This window comes from Streptomyces sp. NPDC033229, assembly GCF_055576875.1.
The window spans coordinates 97,915-121,968 of record NZ_JBVIQR010000010.1 but is presented as its reverse complement, the minus strand read 5'-3'; the positions used below and the strand labels follow the sequence as shown (position 1 = coordinate 121,968).

The 24,054-nt window shown below is 68.0% G+C and carries 21 protein-coding genes; 18 read left to right on the top strand and 3 right to left on the bottom strand.

The annotated features are described in order from the left end of the window. Nucleotides 1-7: 7 nt before the first annotated feature. Nucleotides 8-550: a GntR family transcriptional regulator gene (locus tag ACZ53N_RS12040; RefSeq protein WP_469140768.1), complete on the top strand. Its 543-nt coding sequence runs from the start codon at nucleotides 8-10 to the stop codon at nucleotides 548-550. Beyond that, on the top strand, nucleotides 547-1,326 hold the full coding sequence (locus ACZ53N_RS12035; protein ID WP_469140767.1) for a GntR family transcriptional regulator: 780 nt from the start codon (nucleotides 547-549) through the stop codon (nucleotides 1,324-1,326). The genes ACZ53N_RS12040 and ACZ53N_RS12035 overlap by 4 nt, the downstream gene beginning before the upstream one ends. A 72-nt stretch (nucleotides 1,327-1,398) precedes the next feature. Here the strand turns inward: ACZ53N_RS12035 and ACZ53N_RS12030 are convergent, their stop codons facing one another. Next, a complete protein-coding gene (locus ACZ53N_RS12030) occupies nucleotides 1,399-1,758 on the bottom strand; it encodes a cupin domain-containing protein (RefSeq protein WP_469140766.1) in 360 nt (119 codons plus the stop codon). Nucleotides 1,759-1,989: 231 nt separating this feature from the next. Between ACZ53N_RS12030 and ACZ53N_RS12025 the strand changes: the two genes are divergently transcribed. The 16 genes from ACZ53N_RS12025 to ACZ53N_RS11950 all read left to right on the top strand — a co-directional run bounded on the left by ACZ53N_RS12025 (nucleotide 1,990) and on the right by ACZ53N_RS11950 (nucleotide 16,049). After that, nucleotides 1,990-2,946: a peptidoglycan-binding domain-containing protein gene (locus ACZ53N_RS12025; protein WP_469140765.1), complete on the top strand. Its 957-nt coding sequence runs from the start codon at nucleotides 1,990-1,992 to the stop codon at nucleotides 2,944-2,946. A gap of 281 nt (nucleotides 2,947-3,227) precedes the next feature. Further along, nucleotides 3,228-3,635, top strand: a complete 408-nt coding sequence (locus ACZ53N_RS12020; protein ID WP_469140764.1) for a hypothetical protein — start codon at nucleotides 3,228-3,230, stop codon at nucleotides 3,633-3,635. A gap of 104 nt (nucleotides 3,636-3,739) precedes the next feature. Next, nucleotides 3,740-4,315 (top strand): phage tail tube protein, encoded by a 576-nt coding sequence (locus ACZ53N_RS12015; RefSeq protein ID WP_469140763.1) that lies wholly within the window; start codon nucleotides 3,740-3,742, stop codon nucleotides 4,313-4,315. A gap of 113 nt (nucleotides 4,316-4,428) precedes the next feature. Further along, a complete protein-coding gene (locus ACZ53N_RS12010) occupies nucleotides 4,429-4,719 on the top strand; it encodes a hypothetical protein (RefSeq protein WP_469140762.1) in 291 nt (96 codons plus the stop codon). A gap of 65 nt (nucleotides 4,720-4,784) precedes the next feature. Further along, nucleotides 4,785-5,135: a hypothetical protein gene (locus ACZ53N_RS12005; protein WP_469140761.1), complete on the top strand. Its 351-nt coding sequence runs from the start codon at nucleotides 4,785-4,787 to the stop codon at nucleotides 5,133-5,135. A 602-nt stretch (nucleotides 5,136-5,737) separates the two neighbouring features. Next, nucleotides 5,738-6,280 (top strand): hypothetical protein, encoded by a 543-nt coding sequence (locus ACZ53N_RS12000; protein WP_356449021.1) that lies wholly within the window; start codon nucleotides 5,738-5,740, stop codon nucleotides 6,278-6,280. Nucleotides 6,281-6,329: 49 nt separating this feature from the next. Continuing rightward, the gene (locus tag ACZ53N_RS11995) at nucleotides 6,330-7,400 is read left to right on the top strand and encodes a phage tail protein (RefSeq protein WP_469140760.1); all 1,071 of its coding nucleotides are present in this window, start codon (nucleotides 6,330-6,332) and stop codon (nucleotides 7,398-7,400) included. A gap of 42 nt (nucleotides 7,401-7,442) precedes the next feature. Continuing rightward, entirely contained in the window at nucleotides 7,443-8,624 is a 1,182-nt protein-coding gene (locus ACZ53N_RS11990; protein WP_469140759.1) for a hypothetical protein, read from the top strand. Nucleotides 8,625-8,663: 39 nt separating this feature from the next. Then, nucleotides 8,664-9,590, top strand: coding sequence for a phage distal tail protein (locus ACZ53N_RS11985; protein ID WP_469140758.1), 927 nt, complete (start codon nucleotides 8,664-8,666; stop codon nucleotides 9,588-9,590). Nucleotides 9,591-9,636: 46 nt separating this feature from the next. Beyond that, nucleotides 9,637-10,755: a hypothetical protein gene (locus tag ACZ53N_RS11980; protein ID WP_469140757.1), complete on the top strand. Its 1,119-nt coding sequence runs from the start codon at nucleotides 9,637-9,639 to the stop codon at nucleotides 10,753-10,755. Continuing rightward, entirely contained in the window at nucleotides 10,752-11,870 is a 1,119-nt protein-coding gene (locus tag ACZ53N_RS11975) for a hypothetical protein (RefSeq protein WP_469140756.1), read from the top strand. The genes ACZ53N_RS11980 and ACZ53N_RS11975 overlap by 4 nt, the downstream gene beginning before the upstream one ends. After that, nucleotides 11,871-12,581 (top strand): hypothetical protein, encoded by a 711-nt coding sequence (locus tag ACZ53N_RS11970; protein WP_469140755.1) that lies wholly within the window; start codon nucleotides 11,871-11,873, stop codon nucleotides 12,579-12,581. It begins immediately after the preceding gene. Between the two features lie 31 nt (nucleotides 12,582-12,612). Then, nucleotides 12,613-14,094 carry a phage tail protein gene (locus tag ACZ53N_RS11965; RefSeq protein ID WP_469140754.1) on the top strand — a complete coding sequence of 494 codons (1,482 nt, stop codon included), beginning with the start codon at nucleotides 12,613-12,615 and terminating at the stop codon, nucleotides 14,092-14,094. A 304-nt stretch (nucleotides 14,095-14,398) separates the two neighbouring features. Further along, a complete protein-coding gene (locus ACZ53N_RS11960) occupies nucleotides 14,399-15,448 on the top strand; it encodes a peptidoglycan-binding protein (RefSeq protein ID WP_469140753.1) in 1,050 nt (349 codons plus the stop codon). Nucleotides 15,449-15,504: 56 nt separating this feature from the next. Continuing rightward, a complete protein-coding gene (locus tag ACZ53N_RS11955) occupies nucleotides 15,505-15,780 on the top strand; it encodes a hypothetical protein (RefSeq protein WP_184733876.1) in 276 nt (91 codons plus the stop codon). Then, nucleotides 15,777-16,049: a hypothetical protein gene (locus tag ACZ53N_RS11950; protein ID WP_469140752.1), complete on the top strand. Its 273-nt coding sequence runs from the start codon at nucleotides 15,777-15,779 to the stop codon at nucleotides 16,047-16,049. Before ACZ53N_RS11955 ends, ACZ53N_RS11950 begins: the two co-directional genes overlap by 4 nt. A 69-nt stretch (nucleotides 16,050-16,118) precedes the next feature. Here ACZ53N_RS11950 and ACZ53N_RS11945 read toward each other — a convergent pair whose 3' ends face one another. Both ACZ53N_RS11945 and rpoB read right to left on the bottom strand, forming a co-directional pair. Next, on the bottom strand, nucleotides 16,119-20,018 hold the full coding sequence (locus tag ACZ53N_RS11945) for a DNA-directed RNA polymerase subunit beta' (protein ID WP_130878955.1): 3,900 nt from the start codon (nucleotides 20,016-20,018) through the stop codon (nucleotides 16,119-16,121). 122 nt (nucleotides 20,019-20,140) lie between these two features. Beyond that, entirely contained in the window at nucleotides 20,141-23,623 is a 3,483-nt protein-coding gene (gene rpoB, locus ACZ53N_RS11940) for a DNA-directed RNA polymerase subunit beta (RefSeq protein WP_130878954.1), read from the bottom strand. Between the last annotated feature and the right edge of the window lie 431 nt (nucleotides 23,624-24,054).

Sequence of the window (24,054 nt, the reverse complement as noted above, 5' to 3'; positions counted from 1 at the left end):
AGACATCGTGAGCAACAGCGGGTGGATCAGCAGCTCGATGCCGTATCTGACGCCGCGCGGCACCGGCGGAGGCGATGCCTGGAGGGCCGAAGCCGCAGCTCAGGGTCGACGCGGAAGCCAGCGCATCATTCACGCCGGGGAGGTGGCGGCACCACCGGATGTCGCCGAGCTGCTCGGACTGCCCGACGGGGATTCCGTCGTCGTGCGCCGCCGGGTCATGTTTCTCGACGACCGGCCGAACGAGCTGACGGACACCTACTACCCGGCCGACATCGCCCGCGGCACTCGTCTCGCCAAGACGGCCAAGATTCCCGGCGGAGCAATCACCCTGCTCGCCGAACTCGGGTACGCGGGTGCGACGGTCCGCGAGGACGTGATCGCCGGGATGCCGAGCGACGAAGAGCGGGAACTGCTCCAGACAGCGAGGGACGAACCGGTTCTGCGTTTGACGCGGCTCACGCTCGACAGCCAGCGGCGGCCGTTTCAGGTCGACATGATGACCATGCCCGCACATCGCCAGCGACTGCGTTACGAGATCACGATCGGATGACCGTGCCCAAGACCGAGGCGGACTCGTTGGACCGCCGCTCCCTGCACGAGCGGATCGCCGCTGATCTGCGCGACGAGATCATGAGCGGCGACTTGCCTCCTGGCGCCAATCTGCCGTCCACCACGCAGCTCAAAGCCAGGTTCGACGCCTCCAACGCAACGGTGCAGAAGGCTCTTCAGCTCCTCAAGGACGAACACCTGGTCATCGGCCGGCCCGGGGCAGCCGTCACCGTACGCGAGCATCGGCAACGAACCATGCGCCCTGCGGCGTACATGGCCCCGTCGAAGGCCGGTGAGCCGTACCGCTGGCTCACCGAGGCGTCGAAACAAGGGGGCCAGGCACGCAGCAAACTCATCGAAGTGGCAGAGGTCGCGCCTGCTGCGGACGTCTCTGCGGCCCTGCAACTTCCGGAGGGAGGCATGGCGCTGCTGCGTTGCCAACTGCTCCTGATCAACGATGAACCGGTGGAGTTGGTGAAGTCCTACTACCCTCTGGAGATCGTCCGTGGCACCGCTATGACGGAGCGACGAAAGATCAAGGGCGGTACACCGACACTCCTGAACGACCTGGGCTTTCCACCCCGGCTCAGCGTGGACAAGGTCTCGGCCCGCGTCCCCACTCAGGAGCAGTACAACGCGCTCCGACTGCCCAGCGACCTGCCGGTTCTCCGGACGCTCCGCGTGGTCTACAGCGACGACGAGCGGCCCATCGAGGCCACCGTCATGGTCAAAGCCGGCCATCTCTACGAGATGCAGTACGAATTCATGCCGGAATGACGGCGCCCTCCCAGCCGCCCCCACTCAGGTCTCGCCGCCCCGGCGGCGAGACCACCGAGCCATGAACGCAGCTCACTGCGACTTCAGGTGGTCGATCACCTCGGTGAACTTCTGCGTCGGCGAGAAGTCCACGAGCTCGCAGTCCTCAAGCGCCTCCGGCGCATGACCGGCCGCCCAGTAGAAGGCCTGGCCCGCCTCGTAGATCTCCTCCCCATGCTTCGTCTTCAGCTTCAGACGGCCCTTGAACATGTAGCCCCAGTGGGGGCACTGGCAGAGGTCGTCCGGCAGACCCTTCAGGGCCGGTGCCATGTCCGTTCCCTTGGGGAACCGGATGAACGCGGCGCCCATGTCGCCGCCTAGATCCTTCAGACGCAGTTCCACGCCGTCGCCTTCAAAGCTGACAGGCGCGTCTTCGCGTGTTGTCGACGTCATCGCTCCTCCCTTCCCGGCCCCGGAGGGGCCCGAGAAGCCTTCCTTCTTCCAGTCTGGTCCTGACGGCGGGACCACGCGAGATCTGGGCCGCACCGCCGACGGCCCGGTCCTTGGGGGTTTGCAGGGTTATGGCCCGCCGGAGAAGACATCGAAACGGCTTTATCGCAGGTCAGGCCTGTGCAGACCGGAATCCGGTCTGCATAATCGCTGCCATTCGACGGAGGGACGAAGGTGACGGCACAGCGCTGCCCTGACTGCGGTACGGAGCGGGACGCGGACGGCGGCCCCGGCTGCGGGTGCGCGCTGCGCGCTGGCGCGGACGCCGTGACCGGGGGCTTCGATCCGTTGCGGATCAGGCCGTACGTCGCCCAGTCGGAGGCCGGGCCGAACGGGGACGGCCCTCGCACGGCACCCATCGCCACGGCCGTGGGCGTCACAACGGACCACGGGGCCGGCGCCACCCCGGAGGACCTGGGCCTGTTCGCCCACCCCGCCCCCGGCGAGAACGGTCCGCAGCGCGTCGACAGCCCGCGCGGACGCCGACGGAACCGGAAGCACCCCCTGGCCGCCGTGGCCGGGGCGGCGGTGGCGGTGGTCGCCGTCTGCGGCGGTCTGCTCGCCGTCAGCCTGTTCGCTGGCGACGGCGACCGAGCCCGCCCCGACGACCTCGCGGGCGGCCCCACGGCGACCGCTCCGACCGGGGGCGCGACCGGCGGCCCGGCGCCGTCGGGCTCGGCCGCCACGGCGAACGCGAAGGCATCGGCGTCCGCGTCACCGTCAGCGGGCAAGAGTGCCGACACGAGGGCGAGCGCGTCACCCTCGGCCTCGGCCTCGGCCTCGGGAGCCCACCCCGCCTCGGCACGGTCGCCCGTTCACGCCGACGCCTCAAGCAGCGTCTCGACACCGCCGGGTGCCACGACCCGCACCGCCCCACCGTCGGGCAACACGGCGGCCACGCTGAAGCAGGGCATGCGGGGCCCGGAAGTCCTGGAGATGCAGCAGCGGTTGAACGAGGAGGGCGGCCGGCCCCTGGCTTCGGATGTCGTCCGGGAGGACGGCCACTACAGCGGCGAGGACGGCCACGCCGTGGCGGACTTCCAGCGGGACAACGACGTCGAGGGTGACCCTTCGGGTGTCTACGGCCCGAACACGCGCCGGGCGCTGGAAGCGATGACCAGCGAGCCGTAGCCGTACCCGGCGGGACCCCTGATTGCGAGCTCGAAACTTCTAGTTGCGCGCCCGCGCGATCTCGTTCACAATAAGTGCAGCGGCGGAGCTGCGCCCACAACAGGGCGGCGGCTACCGCCGCTTCGCGTTGGGCGGCCGGTACGTACGGGCCGCGAGGGCAGCCCGCTCTCCCTACCGAACCCGCTCGCCGCCGCGCCGTGCCGCACGCGCCGGGCGCCCAACGCACACGCCGTCCGCTCTCGCGGTCGGCGTCGGGAGCGTCTCTCGAAAGGAGACCGCATGTGAATGAGGCACTGCTCTCGTTCCCCAATGTGGAACGCCTCATCGTCGACAACCTGAAGTACCGGCCCGAACTGGCCGGGGTGGTGGTCGACAACCGTCCGCCCAACGACTTCGACGGTACGCAGAAGGTGGTGCTGGTCTCCCGGACCGGCGGCGCCTGGGTCGACGATCTCCATCTCGACCAGCCTCTCGTCGAGTTGGAGGTCTACGGACCGGACAAGACGACGGCACACACCGTGTCGCTGTCCGTCCGCGCCGCGCTACTCCAGCTCCGCGGCGTCGTCTACGGCACCGCGGTCGTCACCGACGTCGTCGAGACCGAGGCCGTGCGCTGGCTGCCGGACTACAACCGGCCCGCCGGCAATCGCTACCTCACCACGGTGCGGTTCTCGCTCCGCCCGGCCTGACCGGACCAAGCACCCGCACCTTCCCACAGGCCCTGCCTCAGACCGGCGGGGCCTTTGTCGTACCCCGCACCACCTCACACATCACTCTCATCAAGGAGAACCCCATGCCCGGTATGAACCCGAGCGAGATCCGCGTTGCCGGCACCGGCCGCATCCTCGTCGCCAAGGTCGGCACGTCCGCTCCGGCCGACACCGACACTCCCTGGAGCGACGCCTGGCACGACCTCGGTTACACCAGCACCGACGGTGTGAAGTTCGGCCGCAAGGGCAAGACCGCCAACATCGACACCTGGCAGTCGCTGACCCCGGCCCGCACGATCTACACCGAGCGTGAGCTGACCCTGAAGTTCGGCATGCTCCAGCTCAACGAGGACACGCTGCCGTTCTTCTTCGGTGGCGGCAAGGTCTCCGAGACCGCGCCGAACTCGAAGATCTACAAGTACGAGATCCAGAGCGACCAGGGCGAGGACGAGCGCGCCCTCGGTCTTGAGTTCACCGACGGTACCGACGTCCGTTACCGCTTCGTCGTGCCGCGCGGCCTGGTCACCGTCAGCGATGACATGGACCTCAACCGCAAGGGCGCGGTGAAGCTGGGTGTCACCTTCACGGCAATGGCCAGCAGCTACGGCGCGCCGCTGGCGACTTGGCTGATGAAGGACTCGGCGTACTCGGCGGTGTAAGGCCGAAGCCGGCCCCCTTCACCGGGCCATCTCCATTGGGCGCCGCCCCGGACTCCATCGAGCCCGGGGCGGCCCCGACTTTCAACCCTTCTTCTCTCCCAAGGAGCAGCATCATGTCCGGATTCGACGTCAACGCGGCCCGCGCCCAGCGCATGGAGGCCCACGGCAAGTCGTGGTCGTTCCAGCTCGACGGCGACATCTTCGAACTCCCCACCGAGATCGGCCACCGCACGGCGCGCTCTCTGCGCGACCTCGACGACAACGACGTCGACGGGCTGTTGGGGCTGCTGCTGGGTGAGAAGCAGTTCAAGCTCTTCCTGGAGCACGACGTCACGATGCAGGACATCGCCGCGATCCTGGAGGCGTACGGCAAGGAGACCGGGCTCGGCCTGGGGGAAGACTGAGCCTCGACGCGTTCGTAGAAGAACACGCCGAGGCTCTCGAAGCCGATCTGCTGCGGCATTACGGCGTGGACTTGCTGGACTGGCACCGGGGGTCGCTGTCGACGCGACGGCTCTCGGTGCTGGTCAAGCACATGCCACGTGATAGCGCCGTGAATCGTGATTTGCACGGGGAAGCCGTGGAGTGGGATGCCTCGACGCATTTGCTTGCGGCGGCGGTTGATCACCTGGCGGTGGCCAACTGGATCACTGCCACGATCAACAGTGGCGAGGACTCCGATCCCATGGAATACCCGGATCCCGTACCGAGGCCAAACCTTGCAAACTCGGACCCGGAAACGGATCCACTCCGCGGCGAAGAAGACCTTGACTCTGACACGCTGCCAACACCAGCCGATCTGGCACGATTCTTCGCTTGAGAAAGAGATTGACGGGGCTCAGCGCCCTGCCCCTCGCTTTCCTTTTGTCAAGAGATTACCCACCTGATGAGGACGTACAAGATGGGCAGCACGCCGATCACTCCAGCAAGTATTTCACCCCTCAAATGCTCGAAGCGGGGGTGATGGGCGGCGAGAAAGACCTGGTGCGGCCTCTTCGGGTCATAGGAAATCAAAACCGTGGACCCCACCTCGGCGACTACACCCTTGGCGCGCAGTAGGACCCTTCGGTCCTCGCCAGCTACCGGGCTTCGACTCAGCAGGTGCCGCACCACACCCCCGGGCTCATCGTTCAGTGCCTGACAATCAGCGGGGACCGTCACCCTTCTGCGGTAAGCGAGGGTGTCGGCGAAAGCCAACACCGCCCCGAACAATAGCCACGCGCATCCGAACGCAAATATCAACCAGACGGCAGCCGACAGGGGACCTTCGAGTGCTTCAGCTCTCACTTGCGGTTTTCCTTGCCTCGCGAACAGCAGAAATCGGGCATATGTTCGCCAACACTAGAGCCTGGCCTGACCACCCGTCAACCCGATCTGCACCCGCATGACTTCAGAATGACGAAAGGAGTGAACGCTCCAGTCATGACAACACCAACGATCGAGGAACGACTCAGCAAAGTCGAAAGCGATCTGGCGAAGAAGACAGACAAGCCAGCCGACATAAAGAATGAAGCGCCATCCGTAAACTGGACCGACTGGAAAGTAAACTGGAGCAAGTGGGTCGAGATAATCGTCGTTACCAAGATAACGGCAATATTCACGCTCGGCCTCCCCAAGCTCTTCAGCATCGACACCGCGATCGAGAAACAGTTCAAGCTCGAACGTAATAAATGGGGCTTTCTCTGGAAAAAGCCCGAAAATCCTCTGGATGCACAGGTTCTCCGCCTGGACGCGCTGGAACCCGAGGTGCGCAGAAACACCACAAACATACGTCTACTGCAGGGTGCCGACCGAAATATTCACCTACGCATCGACGGAATCGAAAGGCGTCGGACCGAAACCCGCAACCAAGTGAGTACCGGCGACCGGGCGCAACGGCGTCCGGCACCCGTCGGCGGAAATGAGGCTGCCCGAATCCGCGACCTCGAACTGCGTGTCACGAACCTGGTACGCGCACTGGGTTAACCAGTTAACCCACCGGGTCGCCCGGATGACCAACTGAATGGGGTAGAACATGTCCCTCGTGCAATCCCTCGGCAGAGCCTCCGGCGCTGCCCGAGGCTTCAAAACCAGCCTCGAAGGCGCCGGCCGCTCCGCCGGCACCCTCGGTAAGCAAGCCGGCACCGCCAACACCAACGTCGGCAAAATCAAGAACTCCGCCAAGCAGTCCACCCGTGAGCTCAAGGGCATGAAGACCGCCGCCGACCAGGCGGCCAAGTCGGTTGCCAAGGTCGGCAAGGAAGCCGGCAAGGGCGGGCAGTCCATGGGCAAGTTCCAGGGCGGGCTCAAGAAGGCCGACGGTGGGTTCAAGGGGCTCAACAAGTCCATGAAGGGCAACGTCATCGGGATGTTGCTCGAACTCTTCGCGCCGCTCATCGAGAAGGTCGTCACCATGGCGTCCAAATCGAAGGCGATGCAGAAGGTCATGAAGGTGGCGTTCGACGTCATCGGCAAGGTCGTGTCGACCGTCATGAAGGCCATCGGGCCCATCATGAGGGCCACCGGCAAGATCATCTCCAGTGTGTGGACCGGCATCAAGGCCGCGATCCTGCCTATTGCCCTGTGGATCGGCTCCGCCGTCCCGGGTGCGTTCAACACCGTCAAGGACGCGCTCTCCAGCGCCTGGGGCGGGCTGTCCCGCTTCGCGGGTGGTGTCTTCGACGGGATCATGTCCGCGGTGAAGGCACCGCTCAACGGGGTGATCAGCCTGATCAACAGCGCCATCGGCGCGCTGAACGGGATCAAGGTCTCCATCCCCGGCTGGGTGCCCCTCGTCGGCGGGAAGACGTTCGGGGTCAGCATTCCGCGGATCCCGATGCTCGCCGAGGGCGGCATCGTCGCACCGCGCAGTGGTGGCGTGCCCGCGATCGTCGCGGAGGCCGGGGAGTCCGAGGCCGTCATGCCGCTGTCGAAGCTCGACCGGCTGCTGACACGCACCGCCGTGCAGTCCCGCCTCGCGTCCGCAGGCGCACTGGGCGAGGCAAGCGGCAACGGCTTCCACATCGAGAACTACTACGCCACGTCGTCCAGCGATCCCAAGGACACCGCCATGGCGTTGATGTTCCTCGCCAAGGCCCGCGGATGAGACGTCTGATGTCCCCCACGCCTGAGGGGAGGGAAACCCACCATGGCGGCAGCGATGGCAATCGCCCGCGCCCCGCGCAACCCACTCGCCAACTCCGCCGGAGCCTTCCGTAACTTCGGCTCCGCGCTCAGCCAGGCCACCCGCGCGATCCGTACCAGCCAGACCGGCATCCGCAACGCCTCCCGCGCCGCCGATCGCATCAAGTCCTCCACCGGCCAGGCCGGCAAGGACGTCAAGCAGTTCGGCACCGGGGCCACCGCCGCCGGGCGGGCCGCCACCGCGCTCGGCAAGCAGGCGGGAACCACCAACACCGGCATCCTCAAGTCGAAGACCGGCGCCCAGCAGTCCACGCGGCTGCTGAAGAACATCAAGCGGCAGTCGGACGGCGCCACGAAGTCCATCGCCCTTCAAGGCAAGGGCGCGGGCGTCATCGGGCGCATCACGGGTGTCCTCGGCGGCAAGCTGAACATCGCCGGCAAGGTCATGACGGCGGTCAACCTCGTCATGAAGACCAATCCCTTCGTGCTCGTCGCCACGCTGCTCGCCCCGTTCGCCGTCCAGATGGTCGAGTTCGCGATGGAGTCGGAGCTGGGGCAGCAGCTCATGGAGACGGTCTTCGACACCGTCGGCGAACTGATCAACACGGCGCTGACCGTGATCGTCCCGGTCGTCACCGCCTATGTCACGGTGATCAAGGGCGTCTGGGACGCCGTCGGCAATGTCATCAAGCCCGTCGTCAAGTGGGTCACCAAGTCGGTCCCGGACGGGTTCCACAAGGTCAACTCCGCGATGGAGAAAGCCCTGCACGGCATGGGGGACTTCCTCCAGACCGGATTCCAGATGGTCGTCGGCGTCGTCAAGGGGCCCCTCAACGGGCTCATCGCCTTCGCCAACTGGGTGATCGACGGCCTCAACAGCCTCAGCTTCAGCCTCTTCGGCAAGAAGTTCGGGGTGCATCTGTCGAAGATCCCGATGCTCGCCCAGGGCGGCGTGGTCACCCCCCGCGACGGCGGTGTGCCCGTGATCCTCGCCGAGGCCGGCGAGGCCGAGGCCGTTCTTCCGCTGTCGGCGCTCGACCGGCTGCTCGCGCGCACCGCCGAAGCCGCCCGCTCGGTCCCCGGCGGCCGCCCGGCACCCCGGCGCATCGAGAACTACCACGAGCCCGAGAACCGCGGCTCCTACGGCATCGCCGAGGATCTGCTGTTCCTGGCGCACACGACGTAGCGCACACGACGTAAACGAGAAGGTGAGGGCCACCCACCCATGCCCCCGACACAAATGAACACGGCCACCGCACCCCCCGGCTCACTGATCACCCGTGATGGGCAGATCCAGTGGGCCGGACTGCTTTTCGGCCCCGGCACCGACTACGAGATCGCCGACAGCGGGCTCACCGGCTGGGCCGATCTGCCCGGCCTCGACAGCGGCGACGTCCTGCGCCCCGACCAGCACGGCGCCTGGCCCGGCTCCCAGTGGTCCCAGGCCCGTACCATCACCGCGCCCATCTGGCTGCTGCCCGACCAGCTGTCCCGGGCGGCCGCCGTCGCCCAGCAGTTCCGGGCCGCCACCGCCGTGCACGCCGGCGAGCAGTGGCTGGCCGTACGACTGCACGGCGAGACCCTCGCCTGCCGGGCCCGGGTGAGCCAGCGGGCCATCCCCCAGGACCGGATGTTCGTCACGCGCGGCGCGGCGAAGGCCACCGTGCAGTGGGTCTGCGCCGATCCGCGCCGCTTCGCCGTCGACGAGCAGACCGAACGCACCGGGCTGCCCACGCCCGAGCGCGGCCTCAGCTGGGACCAGGAGCGGGGCCTGAAGTGGCCGCTGAACTGGGGAGACATCACCTCCACCGGCATCGTCACCGCGGTCAACGGCGGTGACGCCCCGGCGAACCCCGTGATCGAGTTCCGCGGTCCGGTGCGCCGCCCGTCCCTGACCCGGCTCAGTGACGGTCTGCGGATCGAGTACGACATCAGGCTGGCCGCCTCCGACGTGCTGACGATCGACACCAACGCGGGCACGGTCACGCTCAACGAATCCGCCTCCCGCATCCACACCGCCACCCCGGGGTCGACGCCCGAGCAGCTCTTCCAACTGGAGCCCGGGGCAACGGCGTTGGCGTTCCGCGCCGCGCCCGGGGTGGTCGACCCCGCTGCCTCGGTGACCGTCACCTGGCGCAACGCGCACTGGTAAGAGCCCGCCGCCTTCCCATCACCCCGCACACCACCTGGAGAACGGTATGAACATCCGCAGTGCTTGGCTGCTCAACTCCACCGACGCCGACGGCGGCCAGACACGGGTCGACACCCGGCTCGCCCCGCTCGGCACCATGACCCCCAACGGCGTCCTGTCCTCCCGCGACGGGGTGATCCCCGGTTCGACCGGCGGCACCGAGGCCATCTCCGGCCTGCGTGTCTTCGGTGACACCGCGGGCATGAGCGCCAAGGTGGCCCCGGGCCGCGCGATCGTGCAGAGCACCGAGGTCGCCGGCGCCTACCCCGTCTTCAGCGCCGAGCACACCAGCATCACCTTCGCGGACGGCGACCCGGGCTATCCCCGCGTCGACCTCGTGGTGCTGCGCGTGTACGACGCCCAGCAGGACGCCTCCAACCAGACCGCCGCGGTCGTCGAGATCGTCCAGGGCGTACCGGCGGCCAACCCCGTCGCACCCAAGACACCGCTCGGTTCGCTGGCGCTGGCCGAGGTGACGGTTCCGAAGGCCGCCTCGTCCGGGACCGGCGGCATCAACTGGGCCACCGCCGTGAAGGACCGCCGCCGGGCGACCGTCGCGGTCGGCGGCATCATCCCGCTCGGCTGGGGCCTGGGCTTCGACGGTGCCTACCCCGGTCAGTACCGCGACACCGGTGCGGGACTGGAGCGCTGGGACGGCCAGAAGTGGACGCCCTACCCGCAGCGCCCGTCCTGGCAGGACTACACGCCGATCTGGAAGGCGACGCAGGGCCCGCAGGTGAGCCTCGGCAACGGCACCGTGATCGGCCGGTACATCCAGGACGGCCCCATCGTCCACTTCCGCGCCGAACTCACCATCGGCACCACCACCACGTGGGGCGGCGCCGGCAGCAACGGCAACTGGTACCTCAGCCTCCCGGTCCGTCCGGTCGCCAAGCCGGTCCACACGGTCAACTTCCGGGCCCGTATCGGTGGCGAGTCCAACGGCTACTTCCACGGCGGCGCCGAGATCAGCGCCTCGTACGAGGAGAAGGGCATCGCCCGCAACTGGTCCGCCGTCCAGGCCTCCGGCAAGCCCACCGGTTTCTGGGTCGACGGTGACGACCCGATGCCGCCCGTCGCCAAGAACTGGTACGAGGTGTACGGCACCTACGAGGCCGCCGTATGACGCGGACGACGCCGACGGCGGACGTGACGTACCGCGCCCTCTTCTGCGATCTGCGCACCGACCGGGTGATCGACTCCCTGCCCCTGACCGAGGTCGAGTTCGACGACTTCATCGGCAAGCCGGGGCAACTGCGCGCCACGGTCCCGCTCCCCGACACGGCCCTCGCACAGCGGGCCCGCACCGCGCTCCAGCCCGGCCGCACCGCGGTCTGGCTGGAGCGCGGCTCCGACATCTGGTGGGGCGGCATCCTGTGGACGTGCACCCCGGCGGGGGACGAGCGGGGCCGACTGGACGTCCAGATCCAGGCCGGTACCTTCGACTCCTACCTCGACCACCGCATCCTGGGCCGGGACCGGAACTTCTCGACCGTCGACCAGTTCGAGATCGCCCGTGCCCTCGTCCGGCACGTGCAGTCACAGCCGGGCGGCGACATCGGCATCACCTACGGGGACGACTTCTCCGGCGTGGTGTGGAACCGCCGTTACGCGTACACGGACCTGGCCCGGGTGCGGGAGCTGATCGACCAACTGGCCGCCATGCAGGACGGGTTCGAGTGGCGCATCCAGTGCTACCGCGACCCCGAGACGGGCGCGCGGGTCAAGAAGCTCCAGCTCGGCCACCCGAAGATCACGACCGGTGACGCGGACATCGTCCTCGACCGGCCCGGCCAGGTCCTCACCTACAGCCTGCCGGCCGACTCGACCGTGCAGGCCAACGTCTGGGTCGCCCGGGGTGAGACCGCCAACCGCAACCAGGCCTCCGACTCGCTCCCGGAGATGTCCGCACCGGCCGTCGCGACCGAGGACCTCGACGCGGGCTGGCCGCGCCTGGAGAACTCCTCGGACCACAGCGGAGTGTCCGACAAGGCGGTCCTGGACAGCGCGGCGCGGGCCGAACTGGCCCGAGCCCGCAGGCCGCAGGTCATCCCCGAGGTGACCATCCGCGTGGACGGCCGGATCACCCCCGCGCTCATCGGCGCGTCCGTCCGGCTGCGCATCCGCGACGGCTGGCACGTGGACGGCCCGGACCTGCGCTACCGCGTCGTCGGCCTGACCGTCACGCCGCCCGCGCGCGGCAAGAGCGAGACCGCGAAGCTCTATCTGGAAGAGGCATAGATGGCCGCGATCCCCACCGATCTCCTCGACCGCATCCGCTCCCTGGAGCGGCAGGTACGGGCACTCATGGGCAGCGCGAACACCCGCCCCGCCATGGACCGGGTCAGCGGCGGCAACGTCGTCATCAGCGACGGCGGCCAGCTGGCCGTCCGCAACCGCGACGAACAGAAGGGCGCCGAACTCCTCTACATCGGCCAGGTCTCCCCCGCCCGGCCCGACGGGGAGCAGCAGGGCTTCTTCGTCCGCCGCGACGACGGCTCGAAGGCACTGACCGTGCACGCCGAGGCCCCCGACCTCCAGCCGAGCCAGTCGGTGAAGGTCTTCGACCGCAAGGGCAACGCCCTCTTCGCCGACGACACCACGGGGGAAGGGCTCGCCCGGCCCTACATCCCGTATCCGATGCCGACGCCGGAGAACACCGGCCGCTGGGAGTCCACCGCCTCCACCGAGTGGACGACGCTCTACAGCGGCGAAGCCATCGCCCAGCACCCCAACCTCTACTGCCTGATCGCCGCCACGGCGGGCGGCGAGGTCCGGCTGCTGGCCAACGACGTCCAGCTCGGTCCGGCCGGGCCGGGGCCGCTGGAGTTCACCGCGCCCGTCGGGGTGCCGTTCGACAGCCGCGTGACCTTCAAGGTCCAGGCCCGTGCGACCACGGCCGGGAGCACCGTCGCGTGCAGCCCGCGCGCGCTGTACGGCGTCCAGTCCTGACCGCCTCCTCAACACATCAGGAGCCACCCACGTGTTGCCCAACAACATTCCCACGGTGACCGTCACCGCCCGTTACCTCACCCCGGACGGTCTCGCCCTCACCGGCAGCGTCATCTTCCAGACGCCCACCCTGCTGACGCACACCGGCAGCGACGTCATCCTCGGCGGCCCGATCGTCGCCCCGCTGGACGCGGACGGCCGGATCAAGGCCGTCCTGCCCGCCACGGACGCGCCGGGCATGAACCCGGTCAAGTGGCAGTACACCGTCACCGAGCAGCTGTCCGGGCTGCCGGTGAACCGCACGTACAACATCGTGCTCCCGGCCGCCCAGCCGACCGTCGACCTCGCCGACATCGCCCCGGTCAACCCCGAGGCCCCCGAGTACGTCGCCGTCCCGGGCCCGCCCGGCCCGGCCGGCGCCCCGGGCCCGGCGGGCCCGGCGGGGGCGCCGGGCCTCGTCCGGTCCGTCAACGGCAAGAGCACGGCCGACATCACCCTCGCGGCCGCCGACGTCAAGGCCGTCCCGGCCGAGTCGGTCGGTGCGGCGAACGGCGTGGCGGGCCTGGACGCGACCGGCAAGGTCCCGGCCGCCCAGCTGCCGCCGGGCGCGGTCGCGCCGGTGTCGTCCGTCAACGGCAAGAAGGGCGCGGTCGCCCTGACCGCCGCCGACGTGGGCGCGCTCGACCAGGCGGCGGCCGACCTGCGGTACGCCAAGCCCGCGGACTTCCCCGTCCAGTCCGTCAACGGCTCGACGGGCAAGGTCGTGCTGACCGCCGGTGACGTGGGCGCCGTCCCGGCGGACACGGCGATGCTGCTGAGCGGTTCCCAGACCATCGACGGCACGAAGACCTTTTTGACGCCCCCGATGGCGCTGGGCGCGCCGACCAACAACGGTCATCTGGTCCGCAAGGACTACGTGGACCTGGTGTCCAGTCCCGGCACCTGGGGTCCGACGGACCTCGGGTTCAAGGCCTGGACGTTCGACCCGGCCTCGTCGTCGATGTCGACGTCCACCGACAAGAACCAGGCACCGCAGTACTGCTCCACCGGAAACGTGTACCTGATGGGGGTCGTCTTCCACACCCCCACGGACATCAGCAAGCTGGCGTTCTTCTGCCACGGCTATGTGGGCAACACCCTCAGCGCCGCGTCGTACGCGGGCCTGTACAACGCCGCCGGCAACCGGGTGGCCGTGACCCCGTCCCTGAAGGACATCTTCCCGGCGGTGCACGAGGGCGCCACGGTCGCCTTCCCCCTCACCGCGTCGTACGTCGCGCAGCCCGGAAAGTACTGGGTCGCCTTCGTCTTCAACGGGCCGGCCATCAAGACCGACGGGCCGGGCTTCGCCGTCGGGTCCAACTTCGGCCTCCGCCCGTCCTGCGCTGCCCGCATGCCGGGCGAGTTCGTCCGGCACGGCCGCCTCCCGGCGACCGGCCAGACCTCGCTGCCCGCCTCCTTCACCCCGTCGTCCGTCATCGACGACGCCAACGCCATCTGGGCCGCGGTCGCCTAGGCCGTGAGCCGTTCTTTGCCGCCTGCGGCGGCGAGCGCCCTTCGGGCGCGTCCTCAAGCGCCGGACGGGCTTGATTCGGCTGAGCTCAGCCGATGACAGCCCGTCCGGCGTTTGAGGACACCGCCGCGCAGCGGTGGTGCGTACGACACGGCCCCGCAGCGGCCGCGGGGCGGGCCCTGGGCTTGTCCGGCGGAGTTCCGCCTGCGGGCGCGTCTCCCGTCTTCACATGGCCCGGATTCAGCCCGTCCGGCGTTTGAGGACACCACACAGCAGCATCCCCCCTACCCACACTGGAGCGAAGCACATGGCTACTCCCCTCTCCGCCGACCAGTTCGTCGCCGCCCTCCGCGCCGAGGGTGTGAACGTCGTCGAGGTCGGCGACTGGCGTGAGCACAACCGCAACCACAAGGGCGCCTGGGGCCCGGTCAACGGTGTGATCATTCATCACACCGTCACCAGCGGCACCCAGGAGAGCGTCGATATCTGCTACGACGGGTACGACGAGCTGCCCGGCCCGCTCTGCCACGGCGTCATCGACAAGGCCGGCACCGTCCACCTCGTCGGCAACGGCCGCGCCAACCACGCCGGCAGCGGGGACAGCGACGTGCTGAGCGCCGTTGTCGCCGAGTCCGCCCTGCCCCGGCCCACCTCGATGGACGCCGACGGCAACGCGCGTTTCTACGGTTTCGAGTGCGTCAACCTCGGTGACGGCGACGACCCCTGGCCGGCCGCCCAGCTCGACGCCATCGAGCGGGTGTCCGCCGCCCTCTGCCGCGCGCACGGCTGGGGCTCCGGGTCCGTCATCGGGCACAAGGAGTGGACCAACACCAAGATCGACCCGGTCGGATTCTCCATGGACGGCATGCGCGGAAAGATCGCGGGCCGCCTCGGCTCCGCCCCGGCGAAGCCGACCACGCCGACGACACCGCCCAAAGGGGACGGCTCCGGCACCCAGCCGTACACCGTCCAGCCCGGCGACACCCTCACCCGCATCGCCGAGTCCCACGCCACGGACGTCTCCCGCCTCGTGACGCTCAACAGCCTCAAGGACCCGAACGTCCTGCACCCCGGCCAGAAGCTGAAGGTCCCCGCGGCGGGCAACGACTACGAGCCCTTCCCCGGCGCCGACTTCTTCAAGGGCGAGCCCGACTCCCCCCTCGTCACCGCCATGGGCCGCCGTCTCGTCGCCGAGGGCTGCTCCGCGTACGGCGAGGGCCCCGGTCCCCGGTGGACCGACGCCGACCGGAACTCCTACGCGAAGTGGCAGCGCAAGCTCGGCTTCAGCGGATCCGACGCCGACGGCTGGCCGGGCCGGAACTCCTGGGACGCGCTCAAGGTCCCGCGCTCTTCCTGATCACCCAGTCACCACCCGGAAACCCGGAACACCTGAAAACCCGGAAAGGCCGTCCCTTGTCCGACGCCACCAAGCGGACCCTCCGCACCGTTCTCCAGACCGCCGTCGGCCTCGCGGTCGTCCTGCCCGCGATCGTCGACGCCTCCGGCGTCCCCGCGACCCTCCCTTGGGTCGCCGGGGCGCTGGCCGCCGCGGGCGGCCTCGCCCGCGTCATGGCGCTGCCGGCCGTTCAGGCCCTGCTCCCCGCCTGGCTCCGCACCGAGGGCACGCCCCCGAACGGCGACGCCGCCCTGCGCGCCCTCGCCGCCGAGGACGACCGGGGCCGCGCATGAACGACACCGGCACGGAAGCATCCGGCACCACCGCCACCGTCGCCCTGGAGCTGGAACGGCTCCGCGGCACGATGGAGGCCGGGTTCGCCCGGGTCGACGGCGCCCTCGCACTGCTCGTCCAGCGCAGTGACCAGACCGACAGACAGCTCGCCGACCACGAGTCCCGGCTCTACGCCCTGGAGCGGGCCCGCTGGCCGCTGGCCAGCATCGCCGCGCTCACGGCCCTCGCCGGGCTGGTGCTCTCAGCGTGGGGCATCACCGCACGCTGAGGGTGACGAAAACGCCGCAGGGCGGCCACCTCTTCCGAGGTGACCGCCCTGCGAGCGTGTTGTACAGACCTACTGGTTGTACGGACCGTAGTCGTAGTCCTCCAGCGGCACGGCCTGACCCGAACCCGTCCCGAAGGGCGAGTAGTCGATGTCGTCGTAGCCGACGGCCGAGTACATCGCGGCCTTGGCTTCCTCGGTCGGCTCCACCCGGATGTTGCGGTAGCGGGACAGACCCGTACCGGCCGGGATGAGCTTACCGATGATGACGTTCTCCTTGAGGCCGATCAGGGAGTCCGACTTGGCGTTGATCGCCGCGTCGGTCAGCACCCGGGTCGTCTCCTGGAAGGACGCCGCCGACAGCCAGGACTCGGTGGCGAGCGAGGCCTTGGTGATACCCATCAGCTGCGGACGGCCGGAGGCGGGGTGACCGCCCTCGGTGACCACACGACGGTTCTCACCCTCGAAGCGCGTGCGCTCCACGAGCTCGCCCGGCAGCAGCTCCGCGTCGCCGGACTCGATGATCGTCACGCGGCGCAGCATCTGCCGGATGATGATCTCGATGTGCTTGTCGTGGATCGACACGCCCTGCGAGTTGTAGACCTTCTGGACTTCGCCGACCAGGTGGACCTGGACCGCGCGCTGGCCGAGGATGCGCAGGACGTCGTGCGGGTTGGTGGCACCCACGGTGAGCTTCTGGCCCACCTCGACGTGCTCGCCCTCGCTGACCAGCAGACGGGCACGCTTCGAGATCGGGAACGCCGTCTCGTCGCTGCCGTCGTCCGGGGTGACGACGATCTTCTTGGTCTTCTCGGTCTCCTCGATACGGATGCGGCCGGCCGCCTCCGAGATCGGGGCGACACCCTTGGGCGTACGGGCTTCGAAGAGCTCGACGACACGGGGCAGACCCTGGGTGATGTCGTCACCGGCCACACCACCGGTGTGGAAGGTACGCATCGTCAGCTGGGTACCGGGCTCACCGATCGACTGGGCCGCGATGATACCGACGGCCTCACCGATGTCGACGAGCTTGCCGGTCGCCAGCGAGCGGCCGTAGCAGAAGGCACAGGTGCCGACCGCGGACTCGCAGGTCAGGACCGAGCGGGTCTTGACCGTCTCCACGCCGTGCGCGACGAGCTGCTCGATGAGCACGTCACCGAGGTCGACGTTGGCAGGCGCGATGACCTTGCCGTCGACGACGACGTCCTCGGCGAGCATACGGGCGTACACGCTGGTCTCGACGTCGTCCGTCTTGCGCAGGACACCGTCGGCGCCCTTGGTCGCGATCGCCAGCTTGAGGCCGCGCTCGGTGCCGCAGTCCTCCTCGCGGATGATCACGTCCTGCGAGACGTCCACCAGACGACGGGTCAGGTAACCCGAGTCGGCGGTACGGAGCGCGGTGTCCGCGAGACCCTTACGGGCACCGTGGGTGGAGATGAAGTACTCCAGCACGGAGAGACCCTCACGGAACGACGCCTTAATGGGTCGCGGGATGGTCTCGTTCTTCGCGTTCGACACCAGACCACGCATACCGGCGATCTGTCGCATCTGCATCATGTTTCCTCGGGCACCCGAGTCAACCATCATGAAGATGGGGTTCGTCTTGGGGAAGTTCGCGTTCATCGCCTCGGCAACCTCGTTGGTCGCCTTGGTCCAGATCGCGATGAGCTCCTGCGTGCGCTCGTCCTTGGTGATCAGACCGCGCTCGTACTGCTTCTGGACCTTCTCGTCCTGGGCCTCGTAGCCCTTGACGATGGCCTTCTTGGCCTCCGGGACGACGATGTCCGTGACGGCGACGGTGACGCCGGAACGGGTCGCCCAGTGGAAGCCCGCGGCCTTCAGGTTGTCGAGCGTCGCCGCCACGATGACCTTGGGGTAGCGCTCGGCCAGGTCGTTGACGATCTCGGAGAGCTGCTTCTTGCCCACCGAGTAGTCGACGAACGGGTAGTCCTCGGGCAGCAGTTCGTTGAAGAGCGCGCGGCCCAGGGTGGTGCGCAGGCGGAAGGTGTCCCCCTGCTGCCACTCCGGCTCACCCTCCTCGGCGACCGGCGGGGTCCAGCCACGCGGCGGGACGGTGCCGATCGGGAAGCGGATGTCGACCTTCGCCTGGAGCGAGAGCTCCCGGGCGTCGAAGGCCATGATCGCCTCGGCGACCGAGCCGAAGGACCGGCCCTCGCCGATGACCTTGCGCTCTTCCTCGTCGGTGGTGAGGAAGAACAGGCCCAGCACCATGTCCTGGGTCGGCATGGTGACCGGACGGCCGTCGGCCGGCTTGAGGATGTTGTTCGAGGACAGCATCAGGATGCGGGCCTCGGCCTGCGCCTCCGCGGAGAGCGGCAGGTGCACGGCCATCTGGTCACCGTCGAAGTCCGCGTTGAACGCGGTGCAGACGAGCGGGTGGATCTGGATGGCCTTGCCCTCGACCAGCTGCGGCTCGAAGGCCTGGATGCCGAGGCGGTGCAGCGTGGGCGCACGGTTCAGCAGCACCGGGTGCTCGGCGATGACCTCTTCGAGCACGTCGTAGACGACCGTGCGGCCGCGCTCGACCATGCGCTTCGCCGACTTGATGTTCTGCGCGTGGTTCAGGTCGACCAGGCGCTTCATCACGAACGGCTTGAAGAGCTCCAGCGCCATGGCCTTGGGCAGACCACACTGGTGCAGCTTCAGCTGCGGACCGACGACGATGACGGAACGCGCGGAGTAGTCCACACGCTTACCGAGCAGGTTCTGACGGAAACGACCCTGCTTGCCCTTGAGCATGTCGCTCAGGGACTTCAGCGGGCGGTTACCCGGACCGGTGACCGGACGGCCACGACGGCCGTTGTCGAACAGCGCGTCGACGGCCTCCTGCAGCATCCGCTTCTCGTTGTTCACGATGATCTCGGGGGCACCGAGGTCAAGGAGACGCTTGAGGCGGTTGTTGCGGTTGATCACACGGCGGTACAGGTCGTTCAGGTCGGAGGTCGCGAAGCGGCCACCGTCCAGCTGCACCATCGGACGCAGGTCCGGCGGGATCACGGGGATGCAGTCGAGCACCATGCCGCTGGGGCTGTTGCGGGTCTGCAGGAAGGCGGAGACGACCTTGAGGCGCTTGAGCGCACGGGTCTTCTTCTGGCCCTTGCCGGTCCGGATGATCTCGCGGAGGCGCTCGGCCTCCTCGTCGAGGTCGAAGGACTCCAGGCGCTTCTGCAGCGCGGCGGCGCCCATCGCACCCATGAAGTAGGTGCCGAAGCGGTCGCGCAGCTCGCGGTAGAGCAGCTCGTCGCCCTCGAGGTCCTGGACCTTGAGGTTCTTGAAGCGGCTCCACACCTCGTCGAGGCGGTCGATCTCGCGCTGCGCGCGGTCGCGCAGCTGCTTCATCTCACGCTCGGCGCCCTCGCGCACCTTGCGGCGCACGTCGGCCTTGGCACCCTCGGCCTCGAGCTCGGCCAGGTCGGACTCGAGCTTCTTGGCGCGGGCCTCGAGGTCGGCGTCACGACGCTGCTCGATCTGCTGACGCTCGACGGAGACGTGGGCCTCCAGCGAGGGCAGGTCGCGCGTGCGGCGCTCCTCGTCCACCCACGTGATCATGTAGGCGGCGAAGTAGATGACCTTCTCGAGGTCCTTCGGGGCGAGGTCGAGCAGGTAGCCCAGCCGCGACGGAACGCCCTTGAAGTACCAGATGTGGGTGACGGGAGCGGCAAGCTCGATGTGGCCCATCCGCTCACGACGCACCTTGGCGCGAGTGACCTCGACGCCGCAGCGCTCACAGATGATGCCCTTGAAGCGGACACGCTTGTACTTGCCGCAGTAGCACTCCCAGTCCCGGGTCGGACCGAAGATCTTCTCGCAGAAGAGTCCGTCCTTTTCGGGCTTCAGGGTGCGGTAGTTGATGGTCTCCGGCTTCTTGACCTCGCCGTGGGACCAGGTTCGGATGTCGTCCGCGGTCGCCAGGCCGATCCGCAGCTCGTCGAAGAAGTTGACGTCGAGCACTGTTCGTCAATCCCTCTTTCAGGGTTTGTGCCCCCTCGCGCCAGCGAGTTAGTGGGCTCTACATCATGGTCTGGGGGTCCGGGGACGGCCGGGGCTCTGCTAGAGAGCCCCGACCAGACCCGTCAGACCTCTTCGACGCTGCTCGGCTCGCGCCGGGACAGGTCGATACCGAGCTCTTCCGCAGCGCGGAAGACGTCCTCGTCCGTGTCGCGCATCTCGATGGACATGCCGTCCGAGGACAGCACCTCCACATTGAGGCACAGGGACTGCATTTCCTTGATGAGCACCTTGAAGGACTCGGGAATGCCGGGCTCGGGGATGTTCTCGCCCTTGACGATGGCCTCGTAGACCTTCACGCGGCCGGTGACGTCGTCGGACTTGATGGTCAGCAGCTCCTGGAGGGCGTACGCGGCGCCGTATGCCTCCAGCGCCCACACCTCCATCTCACCGAAGCGCTGGCCACCGAACTGAGCCTTACCACCCAGCGGCTGCTGGGTGATCATCGAGTACGGACCGGTCGAACGGGCGTGCAGCTTGTCGTCGACCAGGTGGTGCAGCTTGAGGATGTACATGTACCCGACCGAGATCGGGTCCGGGAACGGCTCGCCGGAGCGGCCGTCGAACATCCGGGCCTTGCCCGAGGGCAGGACCAGACGGTCACCGTCACGGTTGGGGATCGTGGACTCGAAGAGACCGGCGATCTCGTCCTCGCGGGCGCCGTCGAAGACCGGGGTCGCGACGTTGGTGCCGGCGGCGACATCGTCGGCGCCGATCGCCTGCAGACGCTTCATCCAGTCCTCGTCGCCCTCGACCTTCCAGCCGCGGCTGGCGAGCCAGCCGAGGTGGATCTCGAGGACCTGTCCCGGGTTCATTCGGGACGGGACACCGAGCGGGTTGAGGATGATGTCGACCGGGGTGCCGTCCTCGAGGAACGGCATGTCCTCGACCGGCAGGATCTTCGAGATGACGCCCTTGTTGCCGTGACGGCCGGCGAGCTTGTCACCATCGGTGATCTTGCGCTTCTGCGCCACGTAGACGCGGACCAGCTGGTTCACGCCCGGGGGCAGCTCGTCGCCCTCTTCGCGGTCGAAGACGCGGACGCCGATGACCTTGCCGATCTCGCCGTGCGGGACCTTCAGCGAGGTGTCACGGACCTCACGGGCCTTCTCACCGAAGATCGCGCGGAGCAGGCGCTCCTCCGGGGTCAGCTCGGTCTCACCCTTGGGCGTGACCTTGCCGACCAGGATGTCGCCGGCGACGACCTCGGCACCGATGCGGATGATGCCGCGCTCGTCGAGGTCGGCGAGGACCTCCTCGGAGACGTTCGGGATGTCCCGGGTGATCTCCTCGGGGCCCAGCTTGGTGTCACGGGCGTCGACCTCGTGCTCCTCGATGTGGATCGAGGAGAGGACGTCGTCCTGCACGAGGCGCTGCGACAGGATGATCGCGTCCTCGTAGTTGTGGCCTTCCCACGGCATGAACGCCACGAGGAGGTTCTTGCCGAGCGCCATCTCGCCCTCGTCCGTGGACGGACCGTCGGCGAGCACCTGGCCGGTGATCACGCGGGCGCCCTCGTCCACGACGACCTTCTGGTTGAAGGACGTGCCCTGGTTCGAGCGGGAGAACTTCGCGACCCGGTACGTGTTGTACGTGCCGTCGTCGTTGGCGACGGTGACGTAGTCCGCGGAGACCTCCTGGACCACACCGTCCTTCTCGGCCTTGATGACGTCACCGGCGTCGACCGCACAGCGGTACTCCATGCCGGTGCCGACCAGCGGGGCCTCCGCCTTGATCAGCGGAACGGCCTGGCGCATCATGTTCGATCCCATGAGCGCGCGGTTGGCGTCGTCGTGCTCGAGGAACGGGATCATGGCGGTCGCGACCGACACCATCTGGCGCGGGGAGACGTCCATGTAGTCGATGTCCGTGCCGGGCACGTAGTCGATTTCGCCGCCACGACGGCGGACCAGGACGCGGTCCTCGGCGTAGGTGTTCTCGTCCGTCAGCGGGGCGTTCGCCTGCGCGATGACGAAGCGGTCCTCTTCGTCGGCGGTGAGGAAGTCCACCTGGTCGGTGACGACACCGTCGACGACCTTGCGGTACGGGGTCTCGACGAAACCGAACGCGTTGACGCGGCCGTAGGAGGCGAGCGAGCCGATCAGACCGATGTTCGGGCCTTCGGGGGTCTCGATCGGGCACATGCGGCCGTAGTGCGACGGGTGCACGTCTCGGACCTCGAAGCCGGCCCGCTCACGGGACAGACCACCGGGGCCCAGCGCGGACAGACGACGCTTGTGGGTCAGGCCCGACAGCGGGTTCGTCTGGTCCATGAACTGCGACAGCTGGCTGGTGCCGAAGAACTCCTTGATGGAGGCGACGACCGGCCGGATGTTGATCAGGGTCTGCGGCGTGATCGCCTCGACGTCCTGGGTGGTCATCCGCTCGCGGACGACGCGCTCCATACGAGCCAGACCCGTGCGGACCTGGTTCTGGATGAGCTCGCCGACGTTACGCAGACGACGGTTGCCGAAGTGGTCGATGTCGTCGGTCTCGACGACGATCGTGGTGCCGTTCTGGCCCACGGTCTCCGTCTCGCCGGCGTGCAGCTTCACCAGGTACTTGATCGTCGCGATGATGTCGTCGACGGTCAGCACACCGGCATCGAGCGGCTGGTCCGCACCGAGCTTCTTGTTGGCCTTGTAGCGGCCGACCTTCGCGAGGTCGTAGCGCTTGGGGTTGAAGTAGAGGTTCTCGAGCAGCGTCTGCGCGGCCTCACGGGTCGGCGGCTCGCCCGGACGCAGCTTGCGGTAGATGTCGAGCAGCGCGTCGTCCTGGCCCTGGGTGTGGTCCTTCTCCAGGGTGGCGCGCATCGACTCGTACTCGCCGAACTCCTCGAGGATCTGCTCGGTCGTCCAACCGAGAGCCTTCAGGAGAACGGTCACGGACTGCTTGCGCTTGCGGTCGATGCGGACACCGACCAGGTCGCGCTTGTCGACCTCGAGCTCCAGCCAGGCACCGCGGGAGGGGATCACCCGGGCGGAGAAGATGTCCTTGTCGGACGTCTTGTCGATGGAGGAGTCGAAGTAGACACCCGGCGAGCGGACCAGCTGCGACACGACGACACGCTCGGTGCCGTTGATGCAGAAGGTGCCCTTGTTGGTCATGAGCGGGAAGTCGCCCATGAAGACCGTCTGAGACTTGATCTCACCGGTCTCGTTGTTGGTGAACTCCGCGGTGACGAAGAGCGGGGCCGCGTACGTGAAGTCGCGCTCCTTGCACTCGTCGATGGAGTTCTTCGGCGGCTCGAAACGGTGGTCGCGGAAGGTCAGCGACATCGACCCGGAGAAGTCCTCGATCGGGGAGATCTCTTCGAAGATCTCCTCCAGACCGGACTTGGTGGGGACGTCTTGACCACTGTCCAGCGCAGCCTCGACGCGAGCCTTCCAGGCGGCGTTGCCGAGCAGCCAGTCGAAGCTCTCGGTCTGCAGCGCAAGGAGGTTCGGAACCTCGAGGGGCTCCTTGATCTTCGCAAAAGAGATGCGCAGCGGGGCGGTGCTGGCGCCGTTGTTCGTATTGGCAGTCGAGGCGTTGCGCGAGGCGGCCAAGAGGGGGTCCTTCCGAGGGCTCGGACTCACTACGCGCGTACCGGTCCCGCTCCGTGCATACGAGAGAAATCCCAGCTCAGTGGGTTTCCATCAGCAGTGCTCGACAGCGGGCATGCCCCTGGTGACGGGCAGGGAGCAGCTAACAGGCAGCGCAAAGGGTCAGTGTAGCCACTTGGCCCACTGATGTCCAGAGCGGATTTCCGGAGACCGGTGCGATACCAATCTCTCCCTCCGGGATCCTGTTGTTCCTCGCGTCTGGCACATCGCCTGACGCAAGGCTTCCCTCTTCGTCTTCGATCCATGCCTCGGCCTTTGGATCGATGTGACGCGCGTCCTGAGAATTGCGCGCGACGTGCCGTTCGTCAAGGCCCCTCGGCACCGGGCGGCCCCGTGGAAGCCCGTCAGCAGCCCCCGCGACCCCTCTGAGCGGC